We start from the raw sequence: 26,039 nt of genomic DNA, 5'->3' as shown, positions 1-26,039 counted from the left end.
TGATGTCGTGCCTGTCCCTAAAGAATAGCGGGCATTAAAAACCCGAATGCGCGACCCCCGGAGGGTGCCGCGCATCCAGTATCGGAAGGGGGACCTTCCTCGTTAGCGGGCCGGAATCACTCGATCCAGCCACGCTCACGATAGTAACGGGCGGCCCCGTCGTGCAGCGGCGCGGTGAGGCCATCGGAGATCATGCTCTCCTCGTCCAGGTTCTCGAAGGCCGGATGCAGACGCGTGAAGCGATCGAAGTTCTCGAACACCGCCTTGACGGCCTCGTAGACGATCTCCTCGTCGACACCCTCGTGGGTGACGAAGGTGGCGGCGACGCCGAAGGTCTCCACGTCCTCGTCATTGCCGCGGTACATGCCGCCGGGAATCACCGCGCGGGTGTAGTAGGGGAACTCCTCGACCAGGCCATCGATCTCCTCGCCGGTCACCGGCACCAGGCGGGCCTCCACGGTGGTGGTGGCTTCCTGGATGGAGCCGTTGGGGTGGCCCACCACATAGACCATGGCGTCGATATTGTTGTCGGAGAGGGCCGCGGCCTGCTCGGCGGCATCCAGCTCGGAGGCCAGGGAGAAGACATCGGTATCCCAGCCCATGGCGTCCATCACCACGTTCATGGTGTTGCGCTGGCCGGAGCCCGGGTTGCCGATATTGACCCGCTTGCCGGGGAAGTCGGAGATATGCTCGATGCCGGAGTCGGCCCGGGCCACCACGGTGAGGGGCTCGCCGTGCATGGTGAAGACGGCACGCATCTCCTCCCAGGCGCCGTCGTCCTCGAAGTTGGACTCGCCGTGATAGGCGCGGTACTGGACGTCGGACTGCACCACGCCCATGTCCAGCTCACCGCTGCGCATGCCGTTGACGTTGGCCACGGAGCCACCGGTGGAAGGGGCGTTACAGCGAATGTTGTGCTCGTCGCTGCCCCGGTTGACCATCCGGCATACCGACTGGCCGACCACGTAATAGACGCCGGTCTGGCCCCCGGTACCGATGGTGATAAAGCGATCCTGGGCCACCGCCGGCGCAGAAAAGGCGGCCGCGCCCAGCAGGGCACCGGAGACGGCGGCGGCAGAGAAGACATGACGTTTCATCTAGACACCTCTTGGCATGGTTGGTCCCCTAGGCGCCTCGCGGCGAATACCCGCCACGGACCGACGCCAATATTCGGGGTTCAGCATGAAGATAGTTCACCCACGGCGAAGGCGCAGCCCCAGGGCCCCGCCTCGATTCAACGTCGCCCCTCTCGAGGGCACCACGCCGGCCATAAGCTCTTTTTAATAAAGTCTAATTTTATACTGAGTCAAACGTTTAACGCACGCCGAGCCGAAAACGCCGACGCCGCCACCGAATCCACGGTAGCGGCGTCGAGCCCCACTATGACATAGCGAGGGTATCAGCACCCAGCAGGCATCAGCCGGCCTTGGTGATCAGCGCCTGCTTGGCACCCTTCATGGCGGCGAACTCGGCCTCATAGAAGAACTCGCTCTCTCCCAGCGCCGGCTCCAGATGATTGAGCCAGGTAGCGTGTTCGTCGTACTTGGCGAAGAAGGGACGCTGCACCCAGTCGCCATCGCGGCCCTGGATAAAACGCAGCACGAAGACCTTCTCGCCCTTGATCTCCGTCACCCCCTGGATCTCCACCTTGCCCGGATCGGCGGACATCGACGGGCCGCGGGCGGTGCGCGCCAGGCCCGGCACCCGCTTCATGGCCTCGCGGTAGATCTCCCAGGCGCGCACCAGCGGCACCTCGAAGTAGTGGCGGGCGCCGGTGTCGCGCTCCACGAACATGTAGTAGGGGATCATCCCCAGGCGCACCTGGGTGGTCCACATCCTCGCCCACTGGTCGGCGTCGTCGTTGATGTGCTTGAGCAGTGGCGCCTGGGTGCGGATCTCCGCCCCGGTGGCGCGGATGCGACGAATCGCCTCGCGACAGATGGGGGTGTCCATCTCCTTCCAGTGGTTGAAGTGCGCCATAAAGGCCACATGCTTGCCGGCCGCGGTCAGCTCGCGGAACAGGTCGAGGATATCCTCGGCATCCGGGTCGGTGACGAAGCGGTACGGCCAGAAGGTCAGGCTCTTGGAGCCGATGCGGATATCCTGGACGTGATCCAGCTCCGGCGCCATCAGCCCCTCCAGGTACATCCTCAGGTGCTTGGCCTTCATCACCATGGGGTCGCCGCCGGTCATCAAGAGGTCGGTGACCTCGGTGTGCTCGGCCAGGTAGCGGTGCAGCGACGTCGCGTCGCTGGCGGCGAACTTCAGGTCCTTGTCGCCGACGAACTGCGCCCAGCGGAAGCAGAAGGTGCAGTAGCTGTGGCACACCTGGCCCTGGCTGGGAAAGAACAGCACCGTCTCGCGATACTTGTGCTGCATGCCGGGCAGCGGCTCGCCATCCAGTAGCGGCAGGTTGAGGTCCATCTGCCCCGCCGGGTGGGGGTTGAGCTCGCCGCGAATGCGCTCCACCACCGGCTTGAGCTCGTCGGCGGGGGCGTCGCGGCGCACCAGGGCGGCGACCTCGTCGAAGTGCTCGGGGCGCAGCATGCCGCGCTGGGGGAAGGTGAGCTGGAAGACCGGGTCATTGGGCACGGCGTTCCAGTCGATCAACTCGTCGATCACGTATTCGTTGACCCGGAACGGCAACACCTGGCTGACCACCCGCATATCGAAGCGCAGTGCCTCGGGCAGCGCCTGGATCGCCGCGATCTTGTCCAGTTGGCGATGGGTATAGACCTTGAACTGGCGGGCCTCATAGGCCTCGGCCTCGGGGCTGCCGAGCTCGATGCTCACTCGCTGGTTCATGCCATCTCCTCTTTGTCTATCACGGCCGGGCCGCCTCGACGAAGGCACGGGGCGGCCGTCTCGCCTCATGCAAGGGAGGCAGACAGGCCATGGCGTCTCGGGGGAGGGCTATTGATACAGACTTGGCGAGGGAGTTGCAAACTTCGGCATTATTTTGCAACAAATGTCACGTAATCAGCGCCTTTTCGCCACACTTCGTTCATGAGCTCGAATGGCGAATTAGCCTGGCGGCGAGGCGCTGCAACCGCGGCGCACCGATCAGGATCAGCGAGAAGGCGATGGGCCAGGCGATATAAATGGCACGCCACCAGCGTCCCAGGAAGCCATCGGCCAGGCCGGTATTGACCCAGGTGATCAGGAAGGTCATCAGGGTGACCATATAGAACGACATCAACACCGAGAAGACCAGGGGCGCATGGCGGGGCGGGAACAACATTCGGCGTCTCCATGATCGTTAACTGGCTCATAATTAGACCAGAAACATTGCCGCCTGAACAGGCGCCTTGCGCCGGATCGAGGCGGCGCGCCACACTGAATCGAGAGGTCAAAGTGACCGAGGTTCCCATGCTGAAGATCGAATGCCTTCAAGGCGATATTACCCGGCAAACCGACCTGGCAGCGGTGGTCAACGCCGCCAATGCCCAGTTGCGCCCCGGCGGCGGCGTGGCCGGCGCCCTGCATCGTGCCGCCGGCCCCGAGCTGGATGCGGCCTGCCGCCCCCTGGCGCCGATCCAGCCCGGCCAGGCGGTGATCACCCCCGCCTTCGCCCTGCCCAATCGCCATGTGATCCACTGCCTGGGGCCGGTCTACGGGGTCGACGAACCCTCCGACGAGCTGCTGGCGGCCTGCTATCGAAACGCCATGGAACTGGCCGAGGCTCATCGCCTCGCCTCCCTGGCCTTCCCCGCCCTCTCCACCGGCGCCTTCGGCTACCCCATGGCGGAGGCCGCCCGCATCGCCCTGAGCACGGTCAGGGAGAGCGGGCGCCATTGCGAGCATCTTGGCCTGGTCCGCTTCGTACTCTTCGACGCCGCGGCCACCGAACTCCACCAGGAAGTGCTGGATACCCTGCAAGCCGGGAAATAGCCCCCTGCCCTCTTGGTCCACGCTCACCCCACGTTATAGCCCAGCACCCGGGGCAGCCAGAGGGCGATCTCGGGAAACACTGCCACCAATGCCAGGGCACCGGCCATGGCCGCCACGAAGAGCAGCGCCCAGCCGACGGTCTGCTCCAGGCGGATCCTGGCCACCTCGGTGGTCACCATCAGGTTGACCGCCACCGGCGGGGTGAACTGGCCGATGGCGATATTCATCGCCAGCAGGATGCCGAACCATACCGGATTCCACTCGAAGTGCTGCATCACCGGGATCAGCACCGGCATCAGGATCAGGTAGATGGAGATGGCGTCCAGCAACATGCCGGCGGCCAGCACCGCCAACATGATCAGGATCAGCAGCAGCACCCCGTTGTCGGTAAGACCGATGATCCACTCGGCCAGCCCGCGGAAGGTGCCGAGCATGGTGCCGGCCCAGGCGAAGATGCCAGCCAGGGCGATGATCAGCATCACCACCCCGGAGATCACCGCCGCCTCGCCGAACAGCGCCCAGAGGTCACGCCAGCCGAGCTCGCGGGTCACGAAGAGGCCGATCGCCACCCCATAGGCCACCGCCACCACGGCGGCCTCGGTGGGGGTAAAGAGCCCCGAACGCAGCCCGCCGAGGATCAGCACCGGGGCGAACAGCGCCGGCAGCGCCTGCTTGAAGGTCTCCCCCACCCGCAGCCGCTCGACGCCCTGCGCCGCGCTGCCGCCCTCCCAGCCGAAACGCTTCGCCACCAGCAGTGCCGGTACCAGCAGCGCCAGGCCGGCGAGGATGCCGGGGAAGAGCCCGGCGGCGAAGAGCGCACGCAGGTCGACCCCGGGCACCACGATGGAGTAGAGGATCAGCGCCACCGAGGGCGGGATCAGGATCGCCGTGGAGGCCGACGCCGCGATCAGGGTCGCCGAGAAGGGTTTCGGGTAGCCCGCCTTGGTCATGCTGGGCAGCATCACCATGGCCACGGCGGCGGCATCCGCCGGCCCCGAGCCGCTCATGCCACCCATGATCATGCACACCAGCACCGCCACCAGGGCCAGGCCGCCGTGGCGGGGACCGATCAGCGCCTGGGCGAAGCGCACCAGACGCAGCGCCACCCCGGAACGCTCGAAGATCAGGCCGGTGAGGATAAACAGCGGGATGGCGATCAGCGGGTACTTGGCGATGCTGTTGTAGGTATTGGTACCCAGGGTCGCCAGCATCATCGGCGGCAGGCCGCTGAGGATACCCACGGCCCCGGCCAGGCCCAGGGAGAAGGCCACCGGCACCCCGGCGATCAACAGGCCCACGAAGGCCAGCAGCATCCACAGGTCAGGACTCATCGTCGAGCCTCCCGCGCAGGCGGTCCCGGGTCTGCTGAGTCTGGCGGACCAGCATCGCCGCCGAGAGCAGCGGCAGCCAGACGATATACCACCACTGGGGCAGGCCGAGCCCCGGCGACAGCGACCGCCACTGGTACTCCTGCCAGGCCAGCCTGGCGCCGAACCAGGTGATCAGCCCCAGTACCGTGACGGCACAGGCCCATTGAAAGAGGATCAGGGCCCGGCGAGGCCCGCCTGGCAGGGCCCGCTCCAGCAGGCCGATACGAATATGGCCGTTGCGGCGCAGCGCCACCGCGGCGCCGCCGAAGGTCAAGACCACCAGCAGGAACACCGAAAACTCCTCGGTGAAGGCCAGGGAGCCGCCGCTGAGGTAGCGGGTCACCACGTTGGCGAGGCTGATCAGGGCGATGATCACCAGGGCCAGGGACGCCAGCCAGCGTTCCGGCCGCGCATCGGGGGAAGGTTTCATGACGACCTCATGCAAAAGGCCGGCCCTGGGGGCCGGCCAGACATTCCTTGTCGAGAAGCGCGACGACTCAGCGCGCCTCGACGGCCTGGCGCGCGGCCTCCACCAGGGCCTCGCCGATCTGCGGCACCCACTCCTGGTGGACGCTCTCGGTGGCCTCGACGAAGGCCCGGTACTGGGCCTCGTTCAGCTCGGTGACCTCGACGCCGCGCTCGCGGATGGCGGCCAGGCGTTCGGCCTCCTGCTCGCGGGTCATGGCGATCTCCCACTGGCCGGCATCCACCGCCGCCTCGCGCAGGATCTCGCGGTCCGCCTCATCCAGCGACGCCCATACCTGGCGATTGACGGCGAAGATCAGCGGATCGTTCATGTAGTTCCACAGGGTCAGGTGTTCCTGGCCCACCTGGTCGATGCGCGCCACGTCGAACACCGACAGCGGGTTCTCCTGGCCGTCCACCGCGCCGGTGGTCAACGCCGGCTGAGCGTCGGTCCAGCTCATCTGGGTGGGATCGGCGCCCAGGGCGCTGAAGGTATCCTGGAACAGCGGCGAGCCCACCACGCGGATCTTCAGGCCCTCCAGGTCCTCCGGGGCGGCGATGGCGCCACGGGAATTGGAGAGCTGACGGAAGCCGTTCTCGCCCCAGGCCAGGGGAATGACGTCCCGGGATTCGATGGCCGCGAAGATCGCCTCCCCGGCCTCGCCGCCGGTGACCGCATCCACCGCCGCCTCGTCGGGCAGCAGGAAGGGCAGCGAGAAGAGGTTGAGCTCCGGCACCTGGGGCGACCAGTTGATGGTGGAACCCACGGCGGCATCGATCAACCCCGAGCGCATGGCGGAGAACTCGCGGGTCTGGTCGCCGGCCACCAATTGCGCATTGGAGTAGACCCGCATGGTGAGGCGCCCCTCGCTGCGCTCCTCCACCAGTTCGGCCCATTTCTCGGCGGCCTGGCCCCAGGGGAAGGCGTCGGAGAGCACCGTGGAGATGGAGAGCTCACGGGCCTGGATGGAGAAGGCGGCACTGAGCAGGGCGGCACCGGCCAGGCCGGCGGCGAACTTGGTGAAGACGGAGCTGGATGACATGGCGTGTCCTTGCGGTAGCGGCTCACCCCAGTCCCGGGCCAGCCTATTGTCTTGAGTTTGGATACCCACGTCATTGTAAGCAGACCAACGTTGAAAGGAAGCAGGCGAGGCCCCAGGCGCTACCGCCCAATGTCGACCGGCCCGTCACACCTTTCGCACGACGGCCTGGTATCCTGGGTGATCAAGCCTTCGTCAGGGAAGAGATCGTGCCACTTCGCGACCTGCTGCTGGGCCTGGCGGTCATCGCCATCTGGGCCCTGAATATCATCGTCATCAAGGTGGGGGTAGCCGAGCTGCCGCCACTATTGCTGACCACCCTACGCTTTATGCTGGTGGCGGCGCTGCTGGTGCCCTTCCATCCGGTGGCGCGGCATCAGCTGCCCTTCCTGGCGCTACTCTCGGTGACCTTCGGCAGCCTGCACTTCGCCCTGCTGTTTATCGGCCTGGGCCAGGCCGAGGCGGGCACCGGCGCCCTGCTGGTGCAGATGGGCACCCCTTTCGCCACCCTGCTGGCGGTGGTGTTCCTCAAGGAGCGCCTGGGCCCGCGGCGCCTGGCGGGGCTGGCGCTCTCCTTCGCCGGGGTGATGGTACTGGCCGGCGGCCCCACCCTGCCCTCGCCGCTGCCGCTGTCCATCCTGCTGATCAGCGCCCTCGGCTGGGCCATCTCCCAGCTGTTGATCAAGCAGGGGCCGAACGTGCCGCCCCTGGCCCTGGCCGGCTGGGTGGCGCTGTTCGCGATCCCCCAGGTGGCGCTGGGCTCCTGGCTCTTCGAGAGTGATCATCTGGCGGCGCTGCGGGGGGCCGGCTGGGCGGGCTGGGGCGCGATCTTCTATACCGCGGTGATGTCATCCATCGTCGCCTATGGGCTCTGGTATGGGCTGCTGCGCCGCCACCCGGTGAATCGGGTGGTGCCACTGACCCTGCTGGTGCCGGTGGTGGCGGTCTTCCTGGGCGTCTGGCTGCTGGGCGATAGCCTGGGCATCCATAAGCTGGCCGGCGGCGGGCTGGTGGTCGCCGGCATCGCCCTGATCGCCCTGAAATTCGGCAGCGGCAAGGCGCGCCATCCACAACGGGCCGATTAACTCTCGGCGACGCAGCTGGCCGCGGCGCCGGGCCAGCTGACGCAGTCGCCGATGCCGATGTCCCTATCGGCGAAGTAGCCGGCATTGACCTCCAGGGCGGCGCGGTAGGCCACCCCGGCCGGGTAGGCGCGACACTGGCCGGGATCGTCGCTATCGCAGGGGGTCATGGTGTGAATGGCGGCGATGCGCCCGGCGGCATCGATAAAGGCGATATCCAGGGGGATTCGCGTGCGATACATCCAGAAGCCGCTGTCCGGGGGCTGCAGGCCGTCGTAGAGGAACAGCATGCCGGCCTCGGCGCCCAGGTGATCGCGCTCCATCAGGCCACGGCGCCGCTGGGCCGGGGTCTCGGCCAATTCCACTTCGAGCCGCTGCGGCCCCCCGGCGGCATGAATCGCCAGGGTGGCCCGGGCCAGGCGCGCGTCCACCTCGGCGGCCCGAGCGGGCCGCATGCCCAGGGCCGGCATCAGCCCCAGGGCCGGCATCAGCGCCAGCCCCTTGACTACCTCACGACGGGTCGTCGTCATCGCTCTCTCCTTGTGATTCCCGTGGCATCGGATGGATGCCCGCCGCCAGCAGCGACACCGTCACCGCCTCGCCCCGCGCCAGGCCGTTACGCCGCGCCGCATGGGTGGCGATCTCGAAGCGCAGGCTGTCATCGGTATGCGGGAAGCTCAGGGTAATCAGGGTGATTCCCCCCAGCACCACCATCTCGCTGACGGTGCCGCTCACCGGGTTCTCCCGCTCGCCCCGGGAGGGGCGGTCGCGGCGGTGCAGCAGCACATCCGAGGGGGGAATATACCAGTGAACCGGGCCGCACACCGCCGGCGTGGCCAGGTTCAGCCGTAACGGGCCCCACTGCAGCCAGGTGGCGTCCCCGGATGTCCGGATTTCCCCCGCGAAGACATTATGCTTGTCGAGCAGCCGCGCCACCTCCGGCGAGGCCGGCCGGCGGAAGAGCCGCTCCGGCGGCGCGCTCTGCAGGCTGCGGCCACCATGCAACACGCAGAGGCGGTCGGCCAGGGCCGCGGCCTCGTCCAGGTCGTGGGTCACCAGCAGGATGGGGATCTCGATGGACTCCCGCAGCAGGGCCAGCTCGCGCTGCAGGCGCCGGCGGGTGACCTGATCCACCGCCGAGAAGGGTTCGTCCAGCAGCAGCGCCCGGGGCTCCCGGGCCAGGGCCCGGGCCACCGCCACCCGCTGGCGCTGCCCCCCGGAGAGCTGCGCCGGGTAGCGATTCTCCAGTCCCGCCAGGCGCACCCGCGCCAACCACTCCCGGGCCAGGGCCTCGCGCTCGCCGGCGTCGCGATGGCCCATGGCCAGCATCACGTTGCGCAGGGCGGTGAGGTGGGGAAAGAGCGCATAGTCCTGGAAGACCAGGCCGATGCGCCGCCGCTGGGGACTGAGACAGACGCCGGTGGCGGCGTCGAACCAGGTCTCGCCGGCGCACTGGATGCGCCCCCCCGCCGGCCGGTAGAGGCCGGCGAGGGCGCGCAGCAGAGTGGTCTTGCCGCTGCCCGAGGGCCCCACTAGGGCGAGCAGTTCCCCGGGGGCACAGTGCAGATCCACCGCCAGGGGGATCGGGGCGGCCTGATCCAGGCGCACCCGCAGGCCGGTCTGCGCCGGAATCCTAGACATGGGGTCCTCCCCGGCTCCGTGCCAGGCCATAGACCACGCCGATGGTGACGAAGGAGACCGTCAGCAGCATGGCCGACATCACCGCCGCCCCGGACTCGTCAAAGGCCTGCACCCGGTCGTAGATGGCGATGGCCAGGGTGCGGGTCTCGCCGTCGATGGCGCCCCCGACCATCAGGATCACCCCGAATTCCCCCAGGGTATGGGCGAAGGTCAGGGCCAGGGCCGAGATCACCCCGGGCCAGACAAGCGGCAACTCGATGCGCCACAGGGTCTGCCAGGGCGATAGGCCACTGCACCAGGCCGCCTCGCGAAGGTGTGGCGGCACCCCCTCGAAGGCGCGCTGGATGGGCTGCACCGCGAAGGGCAGGTTGACCACCAGGGAGGCGAGCAGGATGCCGCCGAAGGTGAAATTGAGGCCGCCACCGGTGAGGCGCTGCCAGAGGGCACCGAAGGGTGCCTCGGCGCCGAAGGCCAGCATCAGGTAGAAGCCCAGCACCGTGGGCGGCATCACCAGGGGTAGCGCCACCAAGGCCTCGCATAGCGCCTTGCCGCGGAAGTGCCGGGTGGCCAGGGCGCGCCCCAGCCAGAGCCCCAGGGGCAACAGCAGCAGACAGGTGGCCAGGGCCAGCCGCAGGGAGACGCTAAGCGCCGTCCACTCCATCAAGGGACCTCGCTATCCGGCAGGGCGAAGCCGTAGTCGGCGAGGATCGCCCGGGCCTCGGGCCGCTGCAGGTAGGCATAGAAGGCCCGGGCCGTCTCCCCGGCGCCGCGGATCAATACCATCCGCTGGTTGAGGGGGGCATGCCAGCGCTCGGGAATCAGCACATGCTCGCCGCGCTCCGCCAGGGCCGGCGCCAGCACCAGGGAGTAGGCCACCAGGCCGCCCCGGGCATCCGCGGAGAGGGCGAACTGGGCGGCCTGGGAGACGTTCTCGCCGAGAATCCGCAGCGGTTCGCTCGACGCCCACAGGCCGGCCTGCTCGAGGGCCTGCCGGGCCGCCACCCCATAGGGGGCATGCTGGGGGTTGGCCAGGGCCAGTCGCGCCCGCCCTTCTCCGGCCTGATAGGCGGCGATGGCCTGGCGCGCCCCGGCCAGCGGGTCCTCCGGCTCGGGCAGGTCGCCGCGGCCCGGGCGCTGCAGCCAGGCCAGCCGACCGCGGGCATAGATCACCCCTTCATCCTCGGTGTGGCCCGCCTCGTGCAAGGCCAGCACCTGCTGCTCATCCGCCGACAGGAAGAGCTCGAAGGGCCCCCCCTGGGCGATCTGGCGGCGGAAGTTGCCGGAAGATCCATAGTTGAAGCGCAGCCGTTGGCCCGTTTCCGAGGTAAAGCGCTCGGCCACCTCGTCCAGGGCGAACTGCAAGGACGAGGCCGCCGCCACGATCGCCCCCCCCGAGGCCTGAGCCAAGGCGGCCGGCATGGCCAGCATGAGCGTGGCCAGCAGCAGCCAGCGTTTAAGCAGCATCGTATCCCTCCCGAGCAAGAACTCACCCAAGGCTTGACCAATCGGTCAGCTTAGTCAAGCCGGGTCTCAAGGCGGCCACCATGATGCCATGTCGCAGGAGGCTTCGCCCGCGTCGCCATCAGGCCGCTCTCCAACGCTCAGGTCGTTAGGGTCAGAGGCGGCGCCAGAGGCGCCTAATGCAGGGATCCCCGATAACGATAACGAGAAACATCATGCGACTACGCTTTCGTTCCCTTCGTACCCTGGTGGTCAGCCTCGCCGGGGCCTCGATCCTCGCCGTGGTGGCGGCCCTGGTACTCTATGCGCTGCTGGCCGGTAGCCGCACCCAGGCCGTGGTGGCCGACCAGACCCAGGCGCTGCTGGAATCGAGTATCCACCAGCGCCTGGCGGCCCTGGCCGAGGCCCAGGCCAACCGGATCCAGGGCGAGCTCGACCGTGCCCTGACCCTGGCCAGCCAACTGGCCCAGGCCAATGCCCTGCTGGGCCAGCGCGAGGCGGATGGTCGCCCCTCGCTGCGCCTCACCCGCGAGGAGGTCTCGCGCCTGGCCCGCCAGACGGTGGCCGAGAACCCGGCCCTGCTGGATGCCTATATCGCCTGGGAGCCCGACGCCTTCGGCGACGATGGCCGCTTCGCCGGTCGCCAGACCGGTATCGACGACGACAGCGGCCGCTTTCGCCCCTGGTGGGTGCGCGAGGCGGACGGCAGCCTGCGCCTGGCCCCGCTCAACGAGTCACTGATGGAGAACGAGGCCCCCCTGGGCAATGGCCTGCGCCGCGGCGAGTACTACCTCTGTCCCCGGGAGAGTCGCGCCCCCTGCGTCATCGACCCCGCCGCCTATGACTACGCTGGGGTGATGCGCATGGTCACCTCCTTCAATGTCCCCATCCTGGTGGACGGCGAGTTTCGCGGCATCGCCGGGACCGACCTGGCGGTGGACTTCACCCAGGAGCTGCTGAGCCAAGCCAACGCCTCCCTCTACGATGGCGCCGGCAGCATGGCCCTGATGGCCTCCCGGGGCAGCGTGGCCGCCGATACCGCCGCCAGCGGCGAGCTGGGCGATAGCGCCCGGGCGGTCTTCGGCGAGGCCACCTGGGCCCATCTGCGGGCGGCCCAGGAGAGCGGCGAGGCCCGGCAGACCCTAACCGACGAGGGCATGATCGAGCTCTACTGGCCCTTTGAGATCACCGCCCAGGAGGCCCCCTGGGTACTGATGGTGCGTCTTCCCCAGGCGGCGGTGCTGGCGGAATGGCAGGAACTGCAAGCGACCCTCACCGATCAGGGCCGCCGGGACACCCTGGGCATGATCGGGGTGGGACTGCTGGTGGCCGGCCTGGGCCTGTTGGCAATCTGGGCACTGGGCGGGCGTATCGCCCGGCCCCTGCGCGAGCTGGCCGGGCGCATGGACGAGATCGCCAGCGGCGACGGCGACCTGACCCGGCGCCTGCCGGTCACCGGCCGCGACGAGACGGCGACCCTGGCCAGCCGCTTCAATGCCTTCGCCGACAAGATCCATGACGTCCTGGTGGAGGTGCGCGGCAGCAGCGATTCGGTGCGCCTGGCCGCCGAGGAGATCGCCGACGGCGGTCAGGACCTGGCGCGGCGCACCGACGATGCCGCCGCCAGCCTGCAGCAGACCTCCGCCTCCATGGAAGAGATCACCGGCACCGTGGAACAGACCGCCGAGTCCGCCCGCCAGGCCGACGGCCTGGCCAAGGAGGCCGCCGATGTAGCCGCCCGGGGTGGCGAGGCGGTGGCCCGGGTGGTCACCACCATGGACGAGATCCGCGATTCCTCGCGGCAGATCAGCGAGATCGTCACGCTGATGGACGGTATCGCCTTCCAGACCAACCTGCTGGCGCTCAACGCCTCGGTGGAGGCGGCCCGGGCCGGCGAGCAGGGCCGCGGCTTCGCGGTGGTGGCCGGCGAGGTACGCAACCTGGCCAGCCGCAGCACCGCCGCCGCCCAGGAGATCAAGGCGCTGATCGAGGCCTCCGCCCAGCGCACTCAGCAGGGCGCCGACCAGGTCCACCTGGCCGGCGAGACCATACGAACCCTGGTGGAGCGCGTCGACCGGGTCAGCCAGGTACTGGGCGAGATCAGAGCCGCCACCGGCGAGCAGAGCGACGGCATCGGTCAGGTCAATATCGCCGTGGCGGAGCTAGATCGCATGACCCAGCAGAATGCCGCCCTGGTGGAGGAGTCCAGCGCGGCGGCGGCCCAGTTGAAGGAGCAGTCGACCCAACTGGCACGAATCGTCGGTGGCTTTACCCTCGCCGAGGCGGCCCCGGCCTGGCGGCCGCAGGCACCGGTGCTACCGCGGCAATACCCCGTCGAGGCGTAGCGCCTACTCGGGGCGCGGGCGCCCCCGAGCGGGCTCCTCGGCCTCGCGGCTCAAGGGCTGCAGCAGCATACGATCCAGGCGCAACCAGCGCGGGTCGCGGAAGGCATGCAGGCCGATGGTCATGCCCTGGTGCCCGTCCCGGGGCTGGGCGTGGTAGGTGCCGAAGAGGCGATCCCACCAGGGCAGGTTGAAGCCGAAGTTGCTGTCGGTCTCGTCGCGATGCCAGGAGTGATGCACCCGGTGCATGTCCGGGGTCACCACCACCAGCCGCAGCCAGCGGTCGAGGCCGGATGGCAGGCGCACATTGCCATGATTGAACAGCGAGGTGGCGTTGAGCAGCACCTCGAAGAGCAGCACCGCCAGGGCCGGTGCCCCCAGCGCCAGGATTGCCGCCAGCTTGATGCCCATCGACAGCAGGATCTCCAGGGGGTGGAAGCGCAGCCCGGTGGTCACATCGATATCCGGGTCGGCATGGTGCATGCGGTGCAGCCGCCACAACAGCGGCACCTTGTGAAAGGCCCAGTGCTGGGCCCAGATCACCCCGTCCAGCACCACCACGGCCACCCCCACCGTCACCCAGAAGGGCAGCCCCAGCCAGCCCAGCAGCCCCCAGCCCTGGCTCTCCACCCAGGCGCCCAGGGCCACCGCCCCGGCGGGAAACAGCAAGCGCACCAGCAGGGTATCCACTGCCACCACCCCGGCGTTGTTGACCCAACGCCACGCCTTGCCCACGCTCAGGGCCCGGCGCGGCGCCAACAGCTCCCATAGCGCCATCGCGACCAGCACACTGATAAAGGCCGCCAGGCGAACCGGGGCCTCCAGGCCCAGGAGTGTCTCTGCGTTCATCGTCTCTCCCCGATTGCCCTTACTCGACTCCTACACCCGGCCGGCGGCCAGCAAGCGCGCCCCCAGATGGCGCGCCAGGCCCTCGGCGCCGGCCGTCATCATGGCATGGTGGCTCCATACGAACAGCGGCCGGACCAGGGGCGCGGCCAGGTTCATCCAGCGGGGCGTGGTACGCACCCGCCACAGATAGCGCACCCGGGTAATGCCCTGGGCCTCATCCAGCGTCCAGCGCCCCAGGCCCTCCAGGTCGCCCCGCACCTCGGCCTCGATCAGACGGGGCGCCTCGGCGCGGGTCACCCGGGCCTCGAAACGCAGCCGATACCCCAGACGGCTGCGCCACAGGAAACGGTAGCGCCGGCCCTCGCCCCGGGGCAGGGCCTCCACCCGGCATAGCCCAGGCCACCAGTCCGGCCAGCGGCACGGCTCGCGGAGGGCCTCATGAACCCCCTCGATAGGGGCGGCGAGGCGCCAGAGGGTGACGAAACGGTAGTCGGCCATGGCTCAAGGGGCGAAGAGCCCGGGGTCCAGCACCGGGTCGAGCACCACGTCCTCCAGGCGCACCCGCTCCAGCAGGCCGCCATCCGCATCGCGGCTGACCACCCGGCGCGGGAAGAGGCTGTCGACATCGAGCCAGAGCTCGTAACGGGCCACCGCGCCGGGGGGCGCCGTGCCCTCCACCAGCAGATACCAGAGCCGTTGCCCGTCCAGCACCACCTCCTGGGGCGCCTCCAGGCGGCCGTGTCGTTGCAGGCGCTGCACATCGCGCAGCAGGCTGGCCACATCGGACTGGTCGATCCGGTGCCCCCGGGCACTGCGCACCAGGCGGTGATCGGGGCGCAGGCTCAGGCGGGGGCCCCGGGTACCGAAGGGCCAGACCTGGACCCGGTGGGTATCGGGACGGTAGACCAGCACGGCCCCGGCGAAGGGGCTGATCATGTCCAGGCGGATATGGCCGGGATCCTGGTAGTGATAGCGAAGGCGTTCCTCGCCCTCCGGCCCCTGGCCATGCAGCGTCAACTGGTAGGCGGTGAGTCCCTCGACCCGCGCCAGCGTCTCCGCCAGCGGATCCGGCGCCGCCGCCGGATCCAGGGAAAGGGACAACAGTAACTCGGCGAGCATGATGCCATCCTCGAGTCGCTTCGCCTTCAGCATAGCCGCGGGGATGGTATGGTAGGCGCCCCCTATCGCCGAGTACGAGTCCGCCCGCATGAAATACCTGGGAGCCCATGTCAGCGCCGCCGGCGGCGTCGACCAGGCGGTGGCCCGCGCCGTGGAGATCGGCGCGGATGCCTTCGCCCTCTTCACCAAGAACCAGCGCCAGTGGCGCGCCAAGCCTCTCGAGGAGGCGACCATCGCCGCCTTCCGGCGCGCCTGCCGGGAGCACGGTTTCGCCCCCGAGCAGATCCTTCCCCACGACAGCTACCTGATCAACCTGGGCCACCCGGACCCGGAGGGCCTGCGCAAGTCCCGGGACGCCTTCGTCGACGAGTTCCAGCGCTGCGAGCAGCTCGGCCTGACCCTGCTCAACTTCCACCCCGGCAGCCACCTCAGGAAGATCAGCGAGGCGGAGTGCCTGAGCCGCATCGCCGAGTCCATCAACGAGGCCCTGAGCCGCACTCGGGGCGTCACCGCGGTGATCGAGAATACCGCGGGCCAGGGCACCAACCTGGGCTGGCGCTTCGAACACCTGGCCGAGATCATCGCCCAGGTGGAAGACCAGTCCCGGGTCGGGGTCTGCCTGGATACCTGCCACGCCTTCGCCGCCGGCTATGACCTGCGCACGGCCGAGGCCTGCACCGCCACCCTGGACGAGTTCGAGACGGTGGTGGGCTTTCAGTACCTGCGCGGCATGCACCTCAACGACGCCAAGAGCGCCTTCGCCAGCCGCGTCGACCGCCACCAGAGCCTGGGCCAGGGCAATATCGGCCTGGAGGCCTTCACCACCCTGATGCGCGACCCGCGCATCGACGGGATCCCGTTGATCCTCGAAACCATCGAGCCGGCGATCTGGCCGGAGGAGATCGCCTGGCTACGCGCCCAGCAGCACGCCGCTTGAACGCCGCCGGCCCCGCCGTTGATGGCGCGGCCCCCGATATCGCCGGGAAGGAATTAGGCTAAGCGTCGACAGCCGTCGATTGGAGTCCGCCCCATGCGCTGGATACTCGTTCCCCTGCTGTGTCTTCTCGCCGCCCCACTCTGGGGCCACACCCGGCTGGTCGACTCGGTCCCGGCCCCCGGCGACCCGCTGATCGGGGCGACGCTGGAACTAGGCTTCTCCGAGGCCGTCCAGCCCCGCTTCAGTGACTTCGTCTTGTTGCACGAAGCCCAGCAATGGCGCCTGGAACCCCGCCTGGACGACGCTCGCCGGCGGGTGACCCTGCCGCTCCCCGAGGGGCTTTCCGCCGGCACCTATGTGCTGGATTGGCAGGTGCTGGCGGAGGATGGCCATACCACCGCGGGCCGCCTCGAATTCGAGATCCTGCCCTGATGCCCTCCCCGGATGTGCTCGCCGAGCTGCTGCGGCTGGGTGGCGCCACCCTATTGCTCTGCGCCCTGGGCCAGCAGTGGCTGGGGGAATCTCGCCCCGCGCCCCTGGCCACCGCCCTGGCCGGCACCCTGGTGCTGGGTATCGGCAGTCTGGCCCTGCTGCTGGCCACCACCTGGCCCCTGGCCCAGCGCCTGGAGGAGCCCTGGCTGGCACTGACCCTGGACTACCTGCGCGAGACGCGCCACGGCCAGGCGCTCTTCACCCCCCTGCTGCCGGCCCTCTATGCCCTGCTCTTGCTGGAGGGACTGCGCGGCATCGCGGCACCCCGGCCGCGCCAGGCCCTCCATGGCCTGCTGGGGGCGACCCTGGCCGCCATTCCGGTCTTGATGGCGGCCAGCAGCCATGCCCTCGGCGGTCCGGGCGGGCACCTGGCGATGCTGGCACTGATGGTGCACCTGATCAGCGCCCTGGCCTGGATCGCCCTGGTGCTCTGCCTGCTGCTCCGACGAAGTCGCGGGACGCCTCTCAGGCAGTCGCTGGCACGGCTGGGCAATCTCGCCCTGGCCCTGGTGATCGCCCTGCTGGTCAGCGGCGGGCTGGTCGCCTGGTGGCATGGCGCCCGGCTCCCCCCCGGTTCCGCCTATGAGGACCTGCTGCTGGCCAAGCTGGGCCTGCTGGCGGCGGTACTAAGTGCCGCCGCTTGGAACCGCTTCCGGGAGCTGCCCCGCCCCGCCGGACATGACGGCAAGCTGCGCCGCGTCCTGGGTCTGGAGGCGCTGATGCTGATCGCCCTGCTGCCCCTGGCGGCCTGGCTGGCCCGCACCCCACCCCCCAACTGATCGCGGCTATACTGGGACGGCCTATCCATCAAGGAGCGATGACCGTGCGCTACTTCCCCCTCACCTTGCTTGCATTACTGACCCTGGCCGGCTGCGCCTTGCCAACGCCGCAAGCCCAGGCACCGCTCGGCGCCGACTACCGCTGTGATGACGGCAGCGAATTCCGCATCACCTTCGAGGGCGACGTCGCCCGGGTCACTCAGGGCGGCGAGACCATCGTCCTCCGGAATCAGCGACCCGCCTCCGGCATGTGGTACGCCACCCCCACCCACGAGTTCCGCGGCAAGGGCGATGCGGCCACCTGGACGGTGGGCCGGCGAGTGCCCAGTCAGTGCCAGGCAGTGCAATAACAAAAAGCCGCCACCCCGAGGGGTGGCGGCTCTATCGACACTGGTGGCCCGCTCGGTCATGGGACCGGGCGGCAAGCGTCTTACTTAGTGGCAGCCTTGGCGCTGGTGGCGGTGGCCTTGGAGGCGCTCTTGACGCTCTCTTCCACCAGCTTCTGGCCTTCCTGCAGGAACTCCTGGTTCATGGCCACGACCTTCTCGGCGTCGCCCTTGAGGCGCTCGCTGAGGTCCTTGGCGACCTTCTGTTGGCCTTCCACATAGCTGCGCAGGCCATCGGCGTCCTTGACGTCGAGCATGGTGCGAGCCTGGGTCAGGCTGAGGTCGGAGTAGGCCTTGACGGCATCAAACTGGGCGGCCACCAGCTTTTCGGTGTAGTCCAGGCTCAGGGCGGCGTAGGCACGCGCCGGGCCGAAGAACAGGGAATCGAACTGCTGAGCGGCTTGGTCGAAGCTTGAAGTAGACATCGAACACCTCCTGGTGGTCTTGGGTAACGGAGGGAAAACCCCTCCTGTTGCGTTGCAGCATAGCAAGGCGTTTTGTGCAGTGCAACATTTACCGTCGACCTTTTCCATCTCCCGCCACGAGGCCACTAACGCCTCTCGATCGCAAAAGACAATAATTTTCAATCAATGCATTTCATGAGACACTGCCGAGATCCTCTCTCCGGCCACTCAGACGCACCGCCATGCATGACCTCCAGGAACTCCACGCCTTCGCCACCGTGATGGAACACGGCAGCCTCGCCCCCAGCGCCCAGCAGCTGGGCGTGGCCAAGTCGACCCTGAGCCGCCGCATCAGCCAACTGGAAGCCCGCCTCGGCCAGCCGCTGCTACGCCGCCAGGCCAATCGCCTGATTCCCACCGAGGCGGGCCTGCTGTTCCACGGTTACTGTCAGCAGATCCTGGCGCTCGCCGAGCAGAGCCAGCGCCGCCTGGATGAGTTACGCGAGGAGGTCAGCGGCCAGGTCGCGGTACGGGTACACCAGACCCTGGCCCGGGCCTGGCTGGCACGCCATATGGATACCTTCCTGGCCCGCCACCCGGGCATCCAGTTGACCCTCGGCCACCCCGCCCAGCCACCGACGGGGCCCGACGACGAGGCCATCTGGATCTGGGTGGGCCCGGTGGCGGAGTGCGGCCTGCGCCAGGAGACGCTGGGGCGACTGACCCAGGGGCTCTATGCCCACCCCGACTACCTGGCCCGCCATGGCACGCCGAGCCACCCCCGGGAGCTGGCCAGCCATGCCTGGGTCGACCTGCTGGGCACCACCCGGACCGGCCTGACCCTGCAGCACCCCCACCAGGGCGACTACCACTTCACCCCGCCCCATTCGCGATTCAGGGTCGACCAGAGCACCCTGCATATCGATGCCATCGCCCGCGGCCAGGGCCTGGGCGTGATTCCCCACTGGCTGGCGGCGGGTCGCGAGGCCCATCATCCCGGCGAGTTAAGCCTCTGCCTGCCCGACTGGCAGCCATCCAGCCTGACGGTGAGCCTGCTTTACCCCTATGGTCGCCAGTCCCGCAAGGTCACCGCCCTGCTGGAATTCCTGCGCCAGCAGGTGCCACCGGCCTGGCGCAGCGACGGCGCCAGGGAAGCCGGGGCACCGCCGCCCAGCCCCGGCTCGGCCTGGCGACCGCCGCTGCATCACTGAGCGCCGGGCTTACCGGCAGGCACCTTCCAGACCGCCGCCTCACCGGACCCGCCTCAGCGGTAGGCATCCTCCAGGTCGCTGACCCGCAGCGCCCGGCGCCCCAGGCCCTCATGGAGATCCAGCATCCGCTCGACCCAGGCGTAGACCGGGTCGGCGTTGGAGACCAGGTCCGCATTGGAGACGCAGCGCGCCCACATAAAGACGCCGAAGACCAGGTAATCGGCGGCCGCCGGCGCCGCCCCATCCAGGTAGTCACCGCCCTCCAGTTGGCCACGCAGCGGCTCCAGGGCCCGATCGAGCTGGGCCAGTCCCTGCACCGGCGAATGGAACTCCTCCAGGCTGCGCCCGAAGCGCTTCTCGCGGCTGGCCCGAAAATAGTCCCGGTCGCCGGGATCCACCGCCTGGTAGAGGTCCATGATCACGGTGCGCAGGATGGCCGGCGCCAGGGCCCGCTCCGCATAGTGCTTGAAGAAGCGCGCCCGGGCCTCGGCCGGCCCCTCCCCCAGCAGCGGCGCCTGGGGATAGGTGCGCTCCAGATAGCGCAGGATCTCGTAGCTGTCGCCGATCACCGCCTCGCCATCCACCAGCACCGGCACCGCCTCCTGGCCGGAGAAGGCCAGGGCCTCCTTGTCCCGGAAGCACCAGGGCCGCGTCCGATAATCGAGCCCCTTGTGGGCCAGGGCGTACTTGACCCGCCAGCAGTAGGGCGAGAAGCGCAGCCGTTCGTCACGGCCGCGCAGGTCATAGAGCCATCGCGTCATGTTTCCTCCGGGTATCGCCAGTTCTCGGAAATTTCCCCCATATTTTCTGGAGCCTACTCGCCCTCCGCCGAGCTCGCCATGGCCCGACTAAAAATTAGTTAACTAAACACCAATTCGGTCCGCGACCATCGGTCGCAGGCCTTCCCCGCCCGGGATACCGAGATGGCCCCCTTCATGACTGGCATTCCCGCCCCAAGCGTGTACATTGGAAATAATTTCCACTAAATAATTCTGGATGAATGCCTGCCCTGAAGGGGCCCAGCGCATCATCCCCGTGCTTTCCGGTGACCCATACCATTTCCAACTTCGATAACTCCAAGGAGACTCAAGCATGCAAACCAAGGCCGTACTCGGACTCAAGGAGGTCAATGCCATCCTCGACGCCGCCCAGCGCGAGGCCGAGGCCAATGACTGGCACATCACCGTCGCCGTCGCCGACGACAGCGGCGAGCTGCTGGCCCTGCGCCGCCTGGACGGCGCCGCCCCCATGACCGCCATGGTCAGCGCCCAGAAGGCGCGCACCGCGGCGCTGAGCCACAAGGAGACCCGGGTCTTCGAGGACATGATCAATGGCGGGCGCAACGCCTTCCTCTCCGCCCCCCTGGCCGGCCTGCTGGAGGGCGGCGTGCCGGTGATCATCGATGGTCAAGTGATCGCCGCCGTGGGCGTCTCCGGGGTCAAGTCCGACCAGGACGCCCAGGTGGCCAAGGCGGGTATCGCCGCCATTATCTGACCCTGGACCGCCCCTCGAGAGACGACAAGGCCCCCGGTGCTTGCACCGGGGGCCTTCCTTCTATACGCCACTACTTGCGCCTCAGCTCACCATGGAGCGCCTTGATGATGGTGTAGCACATCAGCAGCATGACGATGGAGAAGGGGATCGCCGTGGCCGTGACCCCGGCCTGTAGCGCCGAGAGGCCGCCGCCGAGCAGCAGCACGATGGCGATCAACCCCTCCACCGTGGCCCAGAACATGCGCTGTGGCCGCGGCGCATCGATCTTGCCGCCGGCGGTGATGGTATCGATCACCAAGGAGCCGGAATCCGAGGAGGTGACGAAGAAGATCAGCGCCAGGATGATGCCCAGGGTCGACATCAGCCCGGTCAGCGGCAGCTCGTTGAGCATGCCGAACAGCGACAGCTCCGGACGATAGGCGTCGATCACGAAGTCCTTGACCAGGCTATTGGCGGGGTCGGCATAGAGCTGATCGAGCGCGATGCCACCGAACACCCCCATCCAGATAAAGATAAACAGGCTGGGAACCAGCAGCACGCAGATCACGAACTCGCGCACCGTGCGCCCCCGGGAGACCCGGGCGATAAACATGCCGACGAAGGGCGCCCAGCTGACCCACCAGGCCCAGTAGAAGACGCTCCAGGACTGGCGGTAGGCATCGTCGTCACGGCCGAAGGGCGCCGACAAGGGGATGAACTCCGTGACATAGGTCGACAGTCCCGTCCAGAAGCCGCTCAGGCCCACCAGAGTCGGGCCGGCGAACAGCACGAAGCAGAAGAACAGCACCGCCAGGACCATGTTCCACTCGGAGAGCTTCTTGACGCCCCCATCGAGCCCGCGCCATACCGAGACCAGGGCCGCGGCCGTCACCAGCAGGATCACGATGACCTGGGTCGTGGTACTGATATCCAGGCCGAAGACGAAGTTCATCCCCGCATTGGCCTGCTGGGCGCCGAGCCCCAGCGCCGTGGCCAGGCCGAAGAGGGTGGAGAAGACCGCCAGGATATCGATGGCATGGCCCCACCAGCCCCAGACCCGCTCGCCGAGGATCGGGAAGAAGGCCGAGCGGATCGAGAACGGCAGCCCCTTGTTGTAGGTAAAGAGGGCCAGCGCCAGGGCCATCACCACATAGACGGCCCAGCCATGCAGGCCCCAATGCAGGTAGGTGCCGGCCAGGCCCAGGGCCGTGGCGTCGGCGATGGCGTCCGGGTTCAAGGCCCCGTCGGCGCCGAAGGGCGAGGGGATGCCCAGGGGCAGGGAGACGTTGGCATGGTAGACCGGCTCCAACACGCTGAAGAACAGCAGGCCGATGCCGATACCGGCGGTGAACAGCATGGCGAACCAGGACAGGTAGCCATAATCCGGTCGCGCCGCGACCCCGCCCAGCCTCACCGAGCCGTAGGGCGAAACGACCAGCCCGAGACAGAAGAGGATAAAGAAATCCACCAGGCCCATGAAATACCAGTCCAGGCTGCCGGTGGTGAAGGCGACGATGGACTGGAAGAGTCCCCCCGCCCGTTCGGGAAACAGCAGCGTCAGCACGATGAAAATGATCGAGGCCAGCGCCGAGACGATAAATACCCGATTGTGAATATCGAAGCCAATGGGCCCCAGTCGCCCCTTGATATTGTCTTGGCCGATGACGTAATCCGTTTGCATATCGCTGGTCATGGGGGGCGACGCCGAGTCGCTTCTCGTAGTCATGAGAGACCTCTCCTTATTATAAGATTTTGAATATCTAATGGAAAAGACGCCGCCCCCAAGCCGAGGCGCCAAGAGGCGGGTAGCGCCTCGGGTGGCGGGCTAAGGCAGTGGCTCGGTTCGTTATCGGAGTGTGGGTAGGTCATGGGGAATGCCTCTTATATTGTTATTGCCGTTGGCGTGTCAGGGTGCCGAACGTCGTCGACCAGGCCGGCCTGCCGCAGGCGAGCCAATACATCGGGCTTGGCCCAGGCCAGGTAGAGACGCCCGCCCCGCTCTCGGCAGCGACGGGCCTGCCGCTCGAGAAGATGGATACCGCTTAGGTCGATGAAATTGATGCCGGCGGCCAGGATCACCAGGTTCGGCCGCTCGAAGGCGTCCAGGCGCCGCGCCACCGAATCGCAGGCGCCGAAGTAGAGGGAGCCGTCGATCCTCACCACGTCGCAGGTCGCCTCGTCGAGGGGCTCGTGAAGCGCCGCCGGAGCCTGGTGCAAGGCGGCGGGCACCACCGGGGGACGGGTGGTGCGCCGCAGGTAGAGGGCCAGGGAGGTCAGCACCCCCAGCAGGATGGCGACCTCCAGGGCCAGCAGCAGGGTGCCGACGAAGGTGATCAGCAGCACGCTCAGCTCGTTCTTGCCGGCCCGCAGCGCCTCGGCGATGGCCCGGCGGTCGATCAGGTTGATGGCCACCAGCAGCAGCAGGCCGGCGATGGCGGCGGTGGGAATAAACCGCAGCCAGGGGGTGGCCAGCAGCAGCATCGGCACCAGCAGCAGGGCGGCCAGCATGGCGGCGCGGGAGGTCCGGGCCCCGGCGCTGGCATTGAGTCCCGAACGGGTGAAGGAGCCCGAGGAGACATAGGCGGAGAAGAAGGCGCCGCCCAGGTTGGAGAGCCCCTGGCCGATGAACTCGCGATTGGCATCGATGCGCTGGCCGGAGCGGCTGGCCAGGGCCCGGGAAATGGCCGCGGCCTCCACCAGGCCCAGCAACCCCAGGGCGATGGCCCCCGGCGCCAGCAGTGAGAAGCTCTCCAGGGAGAGTTGCGGCAGCACCAGGGGCGGCAGGCCCGCCGGTACCGCGGCGATACGCGGGATCTGCTCGCCGCCCGGGTCGATGGCCTGGGCCAGCAGGGTGGCCAGCAGCAGGGCCAGCGGCATGGCCGGCCAGCGTGGCCGCCAGCGGCGGCAGGCCAGGCACAGGCCCAGGGTGACGACGGCGATCAGCGCGGCCCCGGGGCGGATGGCGCCGAGCCCCGCCAGCAGGTCCGCGCCGCCATCGAGCAGGACCTCGGCCTGGTCACGGGTCAGCCCCAGGGCGGCGGGGAGTTGGCTGGCGGCGATGATCAGGGCCGCGCCGGCGGTGAAGCCGACCACCACCGAGTGGGAGACCAGGGCCACCAGCCCGCCCAGCCGGGCCACGCCCAGCAACAGTTGGAAGAGGCCGGTCAACAGGGTCAGGGTCAGGGCCAGGGCGATAAAGGCCTCGCTGCCCGCCTCGGCCAGCGGCGCCAGGGTGGCGAAGAGGGCGATGGAGAGCGCCGCCGTGGGACCGCTGACCATCTGCCGGGAGTCGCCGAACAGCGCCGCCAGCAGGGTGGGGATCACGGCGGTGTAGAGGCCGTACTGTGGCGGCAGCCCCGCCAGCAGCGCATAGGCGATGCCCTGGGGCACCACCAGGATGGCGCCGGTCAGGCCGGCGATCAGGTCCGCCTTGAAGGCACCCGGCGCCCCGCCGGGGCTCCACCATGGCCGCTGCGCTAACAGCGGCCGGCGCATGCGGGGCAGCCAGGCCATCAGGAGGCCTCGGTGTCCACGACCGGGAAGCGGGCCCGCCGCTCCAGGTCATCCAGGTCGATGGTGTTGCGCATGTACTGGGTGCTGGCATCGAAGAACGGCTGGTGATCCCAGGGGGTCACCTTGCCCTTCATCAGGGCGCGGGCGACCAGCTTGCGACGCCGCTGGCTGGCCAGCACCTCCTGGTGCAGCTTCTCGGTGTCCCAGCGGCTGGCGACCTCCTCGCGAAACTGCTTGCAGCGGTCCAGGTGCTCGGGATCCTCGGCCAGGTTGTTGAGTTCCCGGGGATCGGCCTCGAGATCGAACAACTGGTCGGGGTCGGGGGCGGAGTGGACGAACTTGTAGCGTCCGCGGCGGATCATCAGCAGCGGGGCGATGGCGCCCTCCCCCAGGTACTCGCCTATCACCTCGTCATGACCGCCCGTGCCGGTCAGGTGAGGCAGCAGGCTGCGGCCGTCGATGGGCACTGCGTACTCGGGGGCCTGGCCGTCATTGGCCAGCTCGGCGAAGGTGGGCAGCAGGTCCATGGTGGAGACGGACTCCTTGACCCGGCCGGCGGTGAAGCGCTTCGGCGCATGCACGATCATCGGCACCCGGGCGGAGCCCTCGAACCAGCTCATCTTGTACCACAGCCCCCGCTCGCCGAGCATGTCGCCGTGGTCACCGGAGAAGACGATGATGGTGTCCTCGGCCAGGCCACTTTCCTTGAGGGCCTGGAGCACCTTGCCGAGCTGGTCGTCGACGTAGCTGATCGCCCCGTAATAGGCATGACGGGCATTGCGGATCTGTTCGTCGCTGACGGTGTCCTCGTCGCACTGGTAGACGTGGCGCAGGCGCTGAGAGTGCGGGTCCATCAGCTCCCGGGAGTAGGGCACCCGGGGCATATCGATGGCGTCGTGCTCGTAGCGATCCCAGTACTCCTGGGGAATGGTGTAGGGGTCGTGGGGGTGGGTCAGCGAGACCGTCAGGCAGAAGGGGCGCTCCCGGTCGCTGCGCGCATAGTCGTAGATGAATCGCTGGGCGCGGAAGGTGACCTCGTCGTCGAAGTCGAGCTGGTTGGAGCGCACGCAGGGGCCGGCCTGGGTCACCGAGGACATGTTGTGGTAGTAGGTCGGGCGCTCCTCGAAGTTCTCCCAGTCGACGAACCAGCCATAGTCGGCCGGATAGATATCGGACGTCAGGCGCTCCTCGAAGCCGTGCAACTGGTCCGGGCCACAGAAGTGCATCTTGCCGGAGAGCGCGGTCAGGTAGCCGGCATCGCGCAGGTAGTGGGCGAAGGTGGGCGTATCGGCGGGAAAGTCGGCGGCGTTGTCATAGCCACCGATGCGCGACGGCAGCTGGCCCGCCATCAGGGTAAAGCGCGACGGCGCACAGAGGGGGCTGTTGCAGTAGGCCGAATCGAAGACCACGCCTTCCTCTGCCAGGCGCGACAGATGGGGCGTCTTGACGACCTTGTGGCCGTAGAAGGGCAGCGAGGGGGCGGCCATCTGGTCGGCCATCAGGAACAGGATATTGGGGCGCTTGGCGGTCATGGGGCCTCCTCTGGAGTGTCATATGGGCCGGGGCGTGGCGGCCATGACAGTC

The 26,039-nt window shown here is 68.3% G+C and carries 27 protein-coding genes; 9 read left to right on the top strand and 18 right to left on the bottom strand.

The window, feature by feature from the left end; translation table 11 throughout:
• Positions 1-116: 116 nt before the first annotated feature.
• From ACQ1W9_RS04600 to ACQ1W9_RS04590, 3 genes are all read right to left on the bottom strand, one after another.
• Entirely contained in the window at positions 117-1,097 is a 981-nt protein-coding gene (locus tag ACQ1W9_RS04600) for a TAXI family TRAP transporter solute-binding subunit (RefSeq protein WP_431025542.1), read from the bottom strand.
• A gap of 319 nt (positions 1,098-1,416) precedes the next feature.
• On the bottom strand, positions 1,417-2,805 hold the full coding sequence (locus ACQ1W9_RS04595) for a KamA family radical SAM protein (RefSeq protein ID WP_431025541.1): 1,389 nt from the start codon (positions 2,803-2,805) through the stop codon (positions 1,417-1,419).
• 199 nt (positions 2,806-3,004) lie between these two features.
• Positions 3,005-3,241 carry a DUF2798 domain-containing protein gene (locus tag ACQ1W9_RS04590; RefSeq protein WP_431025540.1) on the bottom strand — a complete coding sequence of 79 codons (237 nt, stop codon included), beginning with the start codon at positions 3,239-3,241 and terminating at the stop codon, positions 3,005-3,007.
• A gap of 128 nt (positions 3,242-3,369) precedes the next feature.
• Between ACQ1W9_RS04590 and ACQ1W9_RS04585 the strand changes: the two genes are divergently transcribed.
• Positions 3,370-3,891 carry a macro domain-containing protein gene (locus tag ACQ1W9_RS04585; protein WP_431025539.1) on the top strand — a complete coding sequence of 174 codons (522 nt, stop codon included), beginning with the start codon at positions 3,370-3,372 and terminating at the stop codon, positions 3,889-3,891.
• A gap of 23 nt (positions 3,892-3,914) precedes the next feature.
• Here ACQ1W9_RS04585 and ACQ1W9_RS04580 read toward each other — a convergent pair whose 3' ends face one another.
• From ACQ1W9_RS04580 to ACQ1W9_RS04570, 3 genes are all read right to left on the bottom strand, one after another.
• Positions 3,915-5,222: a TRAP transporter large permease gene (locus ACQ1W9_RS04580; protein WP_431025538.1), complete on the bottom strand. Its 1,308-nt coding sequence runs from the start codon at positions 5,220-5,222 to the stop codon at positions 3,915-3,917.
• Entirely contained in the window at positions 5,212-5,691 is a 480-nt protein-coding gene (locus tag ACQ1W9_RS04575; protein ID WP_431025537.1) for a TRAP transporter small permease, read from the bottom strand. Before ACQ1W9_RS04575 ends, ACQ1W9_RS04580 begins: the two co-directional genes overlap by 11 nt.
• Positions 5,692-5,758: 67 nt before the next feature.
• On the bottom strand, positions 5,759-6,769 hold the full coding sequence (locus tag ACQ1W9_RS04570; protein ID WP_431025536.1) for a DctP family TRAP transporter solute-binding subunit: 1,011 nt from the start codon (positions 6,767-6,769) through the stop codon (positions 5,759-5,761).
• A 206-nt stretch (positions 6,770-6,975) separates the two neighbouring features.
• Here ACQ1W9_RS04570 and ACQ1W9_RS04565 point away from each other — a divergent pair, with 206 nt between their 5' ends.
• Positions 6,976-7,851 (top strand): DMT family transporter, encoded by an 876-nt coding sequence (locus ACQ1W9_RS04565; protein ID WP_431025535.1) that lies wholly within the window; start codon positions 6,976-6,978, stop codon positions 7,849-7,851.
• On the opposite strand, the gene ACQ1W9_RS04560 is transcribed toward ACQ1W9_RS04565, so the two are convergent.
• From ACQ1W9_RS04560 to modA, 4 genes are read right to left on the bottom strand one after another with little or no spacing between them, the layout of a single operon-like run.
• Positions 7,848-8,378: a DUF192 domain-containing protein gene (locus ACQ1W9_RS04560; RefSeq protein WP_431025534.1), complete on the bottom strand. Its 531-nt coding sequence runs from the start codon at positions 8,376-8,378 to the stop codon at positions 7,848-7,850. The genes ACQ1W9_RS04565 and ACQ1W9_RS04560 overlap by 4 nt on opposite strands.
• Entirely contained in the window at positions 8,359-9,489 is a 1,131-nt protein-coding gene (locus ACQ1W9_RS04555) for an ABC transporter ATP-binding protein (protein ID WP_346061693.1), read from the bottom strand. Before ACQ1W9_RS04555 ends, ACQ1W9_RS04560 begins: the two co-directional genes overlap by 20 nt.
• Entirely contained in the window at positions 9,482-10,150 is a 669-nt protein-coding gene (gene modB / locus ACQ1W9_RS04550; RefSeq protein WP_431026407.1) for a molybdate ABC transporter permease subunit, read from the bottom strand. The genes ACQ1W9_RS04555 and modB overlap by 8 nt, the downstream gene beginning before the upstream one ends.
• Positions 10,150-10,953 carry a molybdate ABC transporter substrate-binding protein gene (gene modA, locus ACQ1W9_RS04545; protein WP_431025533.1) on the bottom strand — a complete coding sequence of 268 codons (804 nt, stop codon included), beginning with the start codon at positions 10,951-10,953 and terminating at the stop codon, positions 10,150-10,152. Before modA ends, modB begins: the two co-directional genes overlap by 1 nt.
• A 212-nt stretch (positions 10,954-11,165) precedes the next feature.
• On the opposite strand from modA, the gene ACQ1W9_RS04540 reads away from it, so the two are divergent.
• Positions 11,166-13,295 carry a methyl-accepting chemotaxis protein gene (locus tag ACQ1W9_RS04540; RefSeq protein ID WP_431025532.1) on the top strand — a complete coding sequence of 710 codons (2,130 nt, stop codon included), beginning with the start codon at positions 11,166-11,168 and terminating at the stop codon, positions 13,293-13,295.
• Between the two features lie 3 nt (positions 13,296-13,298).
• Here the strand turns inward: ACQ1W9_RS04540 and ACQ1W9_RS04535 are convergent, their stop codons facing one another.
• The 3 genes from ACQ1W9_RS04535 to ACQ1W9_RS04525 are packed head-to-tail and all read right to left on the bottom strand — an operon-like array spanning position 13,299 to position 15,260.
• The gene (locus tag ACQ1W9_RS04535; protein ID WP_431025531.1) at positions 13,299-14,141 is read right to left on the bottom strand and encodes a sterol desaturase family protein; all 843 of its coding nucleotides are present in this window, start codon (positions 14,139-14,141) and stop codon (positions 13,299-13,301) included.
• 30 nt (positions 14,142-14,171) lie between these two features.
• Positions 14,172-14,639, bottom strand: a complete 468-nt coding sequence (locus ACQ1W9_RS04530; protein ID WP_431025530.1) for an SRPBCC family protein — start codon at positions 14,637-14,639, stop codon at positions 14,172-14,174.
• A gap of 3 nt (positions 14,640-14,642) precedes the next feature.
• Positions 14,643-15,260, bottom strand: coding sequence for a LolA family protein (locus ACQ1W9_RS04525; protein ID WP_431025529.1), 618 nt, complete (start codon positions 15,258-15,260; stop codon positions 14,643-14,645).
• 88 nt (positions 15,261-15,348) lie between these two features.
• Between ACQ1W9_RS04525 and nfo the strand changes: the two genes are divergently transcribed.
• From nfo to ACQ1W9_RS04505, 4 genes are all read left to right on the top strand, one after another.
• Positions 15,349-16,197 carry a deoxyribonuclease IV gene (nfo, locus tag ACQ1W9_RS04520; RefSeq protein ID WP_431025528.1) on the top strand — a complete coding sequence of 283 codons (849 nt, stop codon included), beginning with the start codon at positions 15,349-15,351 and terminating at the stop codon, positions 16,195-16,197.
• Positions 16,198-16,290: 93 nt separating this feature from the next.
• Positions 16,291-16,629 carry a copper resistance CopC family protein gene (locus ACQ1W9_RS04515; RefSeq protein ID WP_431025527.1) on the top strand — a complete coding sequence of 113 codons (339 nt, stop codon included), beginning with the start codon at positions 16,291-16,293 and terminating at the stop codon, positions 16,627-16,629.
• Positions 16,629-17,468 (top strand): CopD family protein, encoded by an 840-nt coding sequence (locus ACQ1W9_RS04510; protein ID WP_431025526.1) that lies wholly within the window; start codon positions 16,629-16,631, stop codon positions 17,466-17,468. Before ACQ1W9_RS04515 ends, ACQ1W9_RS04510 begins: the two co-directional genes overlap by 1 nt.
• 44 nt (positions 17,469-17,512) lie before the next feature.
• Complete coding sequence (locus tag ACQ1W9_RS04505; protein WP_431025525.1) at positions 17,513-17,818, top strand: MliC family protein; 306 nt, start codon at positions 17,513-17,515, stop codon at positions 17,816-17,818.
• A gap of 80 nt (positions 17,819-17,898) precedes the next feature.
• Here the strand turns inward: ACQ1W9_RS04505 and ACQ1W9_RS04500 are convergent, their stop codons facing one another.
• Positions 17,899-18,279 (bottom strand): phasin family protein, encoded by a 381-nt coding sequence (locus ACQ1W9_RS04500; RefSeq protein WP_346061686.1) that lies wholly within the window; start codon positions 18,277-18,279, stop codon positions 17,899-17,901.
• Positions 18,280-18,500: 221 nt separating this feature from the next.
• Between ACQ1W9_RS04500 and ACQ1W9_RS04495 the strand changes: the two genes are divergently transcribed.
• Positions 18,501-19,469, top strand: a complete 969-nt coding sequence (locus ACQ1W9_RS04495) for a LysR family transcriptional regulator (RefSeq protein ID WP_431025524.1) — start codon at positions 18,501-18,503, stop codon at positions 19,467-19,469.
• A gap of 53 nt (positions 19,470-19,522) precedes the next feature.
• On the opposite strand, the gene ACQ1W9_RS04490 is transcribed toward ACQ1W9_RS04495, so the two are convergent.
• Positions 19,523-20,230, bottom strand: a complete 708-nt coding sequence (locus ACQ1W9_RS04490; RefSeq protein ID WP_431025523.1) for a glutathione S-transferase family protein — start codon at positions 20,228-20,230, stop codon at positions 19,523-19,525.
• A 331-nt stretch (positions 20,231-20,561) separates the two neighbouring features.
• On the opposite strand from ACQ1W9_RS04490, the gene ACQ1W9_RS04485 reads away from it, so the two are divergent.
• Entirely contained in the window at positions 20,562-20,963 is a 402-nt protein-coding gene (locus tag ACQ1W9_RS04485; RefSeq protein WP_431025522.1) for a GlcG/HbpS family heme-binding protein, read from the top strand.
• A 70-nt stretch (positions 20,964-21,033) separates the two neighbouring features.
• On the opposite strand, the gene ACQ1W9_RS04480 is transcribed toward ACQ1W9_RS04485, so the two are convergent.
• The 3 genes from ACQ1W9_RS04480 to betC form a co-directional block, all read right to left on the bottom strand.
• Positions 21,034-22,668 carry a BCCT family transporter gene (locus tag ACQ1W9_RS04480; protein WP_431025521.1) on the bottom strand — a complete coding sequence of 545 codons (1,635 nt, stop codon included), beginning with the start codon at positions 22,666-22,668 and terminating at the stop codon, positions 21,034-21,036.
• Between the two features lie 155 nt (positions 22,669-22,823).
• On the bottom strand, positions 22,824-24,455 hold the full coding sequence (locus tag ACQ1W9_RS04475) for a SulP family inorganic anion transporter (RefSeq protein ID WP_431025520.1): 1,632 nt from the start codon (positions 24,453-24,455) through the stop codon (positions 22,824-22,826).
• Positions 24,455-25,987 carry a choline-sulfatase gene (gene betC / locus ACQ1W9_RS04470; protein ID WP_431025519.1) on the bottom strand — a complete coding sequence of 511 codons (1,533 nt, stop codon included), beginning with the start codon at positions 25,985-25,987 and terminating at the stop codon, positions 24,455-24,457. The genes ACQ1W9_RS04475 and betC overlap by 1 nt, the downstream gene beginning before the upstream one ends.
• Between the last annotated feature and the right edge of the window lie 52 nt (positions 25,988-26,039).

It is taken from the genome of Halomonas sp. H5 (assembly GCF_050613175.1).
Classification (GTDB): Bacteria; Pseudomonadota; Gammaproteobacteria; order Pseudomonadales; family Halomonadaceae; genus Bisbaumannia; species Bisbaumannia salifodinae.
Note: the sequence above shows the minus strand (reverse complement) of the source record. Positions and strands in the feature narration are given on the sequence as shown.

What these genes read in the sequence shown, in the direction of transcription:
- ACQ1W9_RS04600 (WP_431025542.1), bottom strand. Translation starts at nt 1,097, where the DNA reads ATGAAACGTCATGTCTTCTCTGCCGCCGCCGTCTCCGGTGCCCTGCTG.
- ACQ1W9_RS04595 (WP_431025541.1), bottom strand. Translation starts at nt 2,805, where the DNA reads ATGAACCAGCGAGTGAGCATCGAGCTCGGCAGCCCCGAGGCCGAGGCC.
- ACQ1W9_RS04590 (WP_431025540.1), bottom strand. Translation starts at nt 3,241, where the DNA reads ATGTTGTTCCCGCCCCGCCATGCGCCCCTGGTCTTCTCGGTGTTGATG.
- ACQ1W9_RS04585 (WP_431025539.1), top strand. Translation starts at nt 3,370, where the DNA reads ATGCTGAAGATCGAATGCCTTCAAGGCGATATTACCCGGCAAACCGAC.
- ACQ1W9_RS04580 (WP_431025538.1), bottom strand. Translation starts at nt 5,222, where the DNA reads ATGAGTCCTGACCTGTGGATGCTGCTGGCCTTCGTGGGCCTGTTGATC.
- ACQ1W9_RS04575 (WP_431025537.1), bottom strand. Translation starts at nt 5,691, where the DNA reads ATGAAACCTTCCCCCGATGCGCGGCCGGAACGCTGGCTGGCGTCCCTG.
- ACQ1W9_RS04570 (WP_431025536.1), bottom strand. Translation starts at nt 6,769, where the DNA reads ATGTCATCCAGCTCCGTCTTCACCAAGTTCGCCGCCGGCCTGGCCGGT.
- ACQ1W9_RS04560 (WP_431025534.1), bottom strand. Translation starts at nt 8,378, where the DNA reads ATGACGACGACCCGTCGTGAGGTAGTCAAGGGGCTGGCGCTGATGCCG.
- ACQ1W9_RS04555 (WP_346061693.1), bottom strand. Translation starts at nt 9,489, where the DNA reads ATGTCTAGGATTCCGGCGCAGACCGGCCTGCGGGTGCGCCTGGATCAG.
- modB (WP_431026407.1), bottom strand. Translation starts at nt 10,150, where the DNA reads ATGGAGTGGACGGCGCTTAGCGTCTCCCTGCGGCTGGCCCTGGCCACC.
- modA (WP_431025533.1), bottom strand. Translation starts at nt 10,953, where the DNA reads ATGCTGCTTAAACGCTGGCTGCTGCTGGCCACGCTCATGCTGGCCATG.
- ACQ1W9_RS04540 (WP_431025532.1), top strand. Translation starts at nt 11,166, where the DNA reads ATGCGACTACGCTTTCGTTCCCTTCGTACCCTGGTGGTCAGCCTCGCC.
- ACQ1W9_RS04535 (WP_431025531.1), bottom strand. Translation starts at nt 14,141, where the DNA reads ATGAACGCAGAGACACTCCTGGGCCTGGAGGCCCCGGTTCGCCTGGCG.
- ACQ1W9_RS04530 (WP_431025530.1), bottom strand. Translation starts at nt 14,639, where the DNA reads ATGGCCGACTACCGTTTCGTCACCCTCTGGCGCCTCGCCGCCCCTATC.
- ACQ1W9_RS04525 (WP_431025529.1), bottom strand. Translation starts at nt 15,260, where the DNA reads ATGCTCGCCGAGTTACTGTTGTCCCTTTCCCTGGATCCGGCGGCGGCG.
- nfo (WP_431025528.1), top strand. Translation starts at nt 15,349, where the DNA reads ATGAAATACCTGGGAGCCCATGTCAGCGCCGCCGGCGGCGTCGACCAG.
- ACQ1W9_RS04515 (WP_431025527.1), top strand. Translation starts at nt 16,291, where the DNA reads ATGCGCTGGATACTCGTTCCCCTGCTGTGTCTTCTCGCCGCCCCACTC.
- ACQ1W9_RS04510 (WP_431025526.1), top strand. Translation starts at nt 16,629, where the DNA reads ATGCCCTCCCCGGATGTGCTCGCCGAGCTGCTGCGGCTGGGTGGCGCC.
- ACQ1W9_RS04500 (WP_346061686.1), bottom strand. Translation starts at nt 18,279, where the DNA reads ATGTCTACTTCAAGCTTCGACCAAGCCGCTCAGCAGTTCGATTCCCTG.
- ACQ1W9_RS04495 (WP_431025524.1), top strand. Translation starts at nt 18,501, where the DNA reads ATGCATGACCTCCAGGAACTCCACGCCTTCGCCACCGTGATGGAACAC.
- ACQ1W9_RS04490 (WP_431025523.1), bottom strand. Translation starts at nt 20,230, where the DNA reads ATGACGCGATGGCTCTATGACCTGCGCGGCCGTGACGAACGGCTGCGC.
- ACQ1W9_RS04485 (WP_431025522.1), top strand. Translation starts at nt 20,562, where the DNA reads ATGCAAACCAAGGCCGTACTCGGACTCAAGGAGGTCAATGCCATCCTC.
- ACQ1W9_RS04480 (WP_431025521.1), bottom strand. Translation starts at nt 22,668, where the DNA reads ATGACTACGAGAAGCGACTCGGCGTCGCCCCCCATGACCAGCGATATG.
- ACQ1W9_RS04475 (WP_431025520.1), bottom strand. Translation starts at nt 24,455, where the DNA reads ATGGCCTGGCTGCCCCGCATGCGCCGGCCGCTGTTAGCGCAGCGGCCA.
- betC (WP_431025519.1), bottom strand. Translation starts at nt 25,987, where the DNA reads ATGACCGCCAAGCGCCCCAATATCCTGTTCCTGATGGCCGACCAGATG.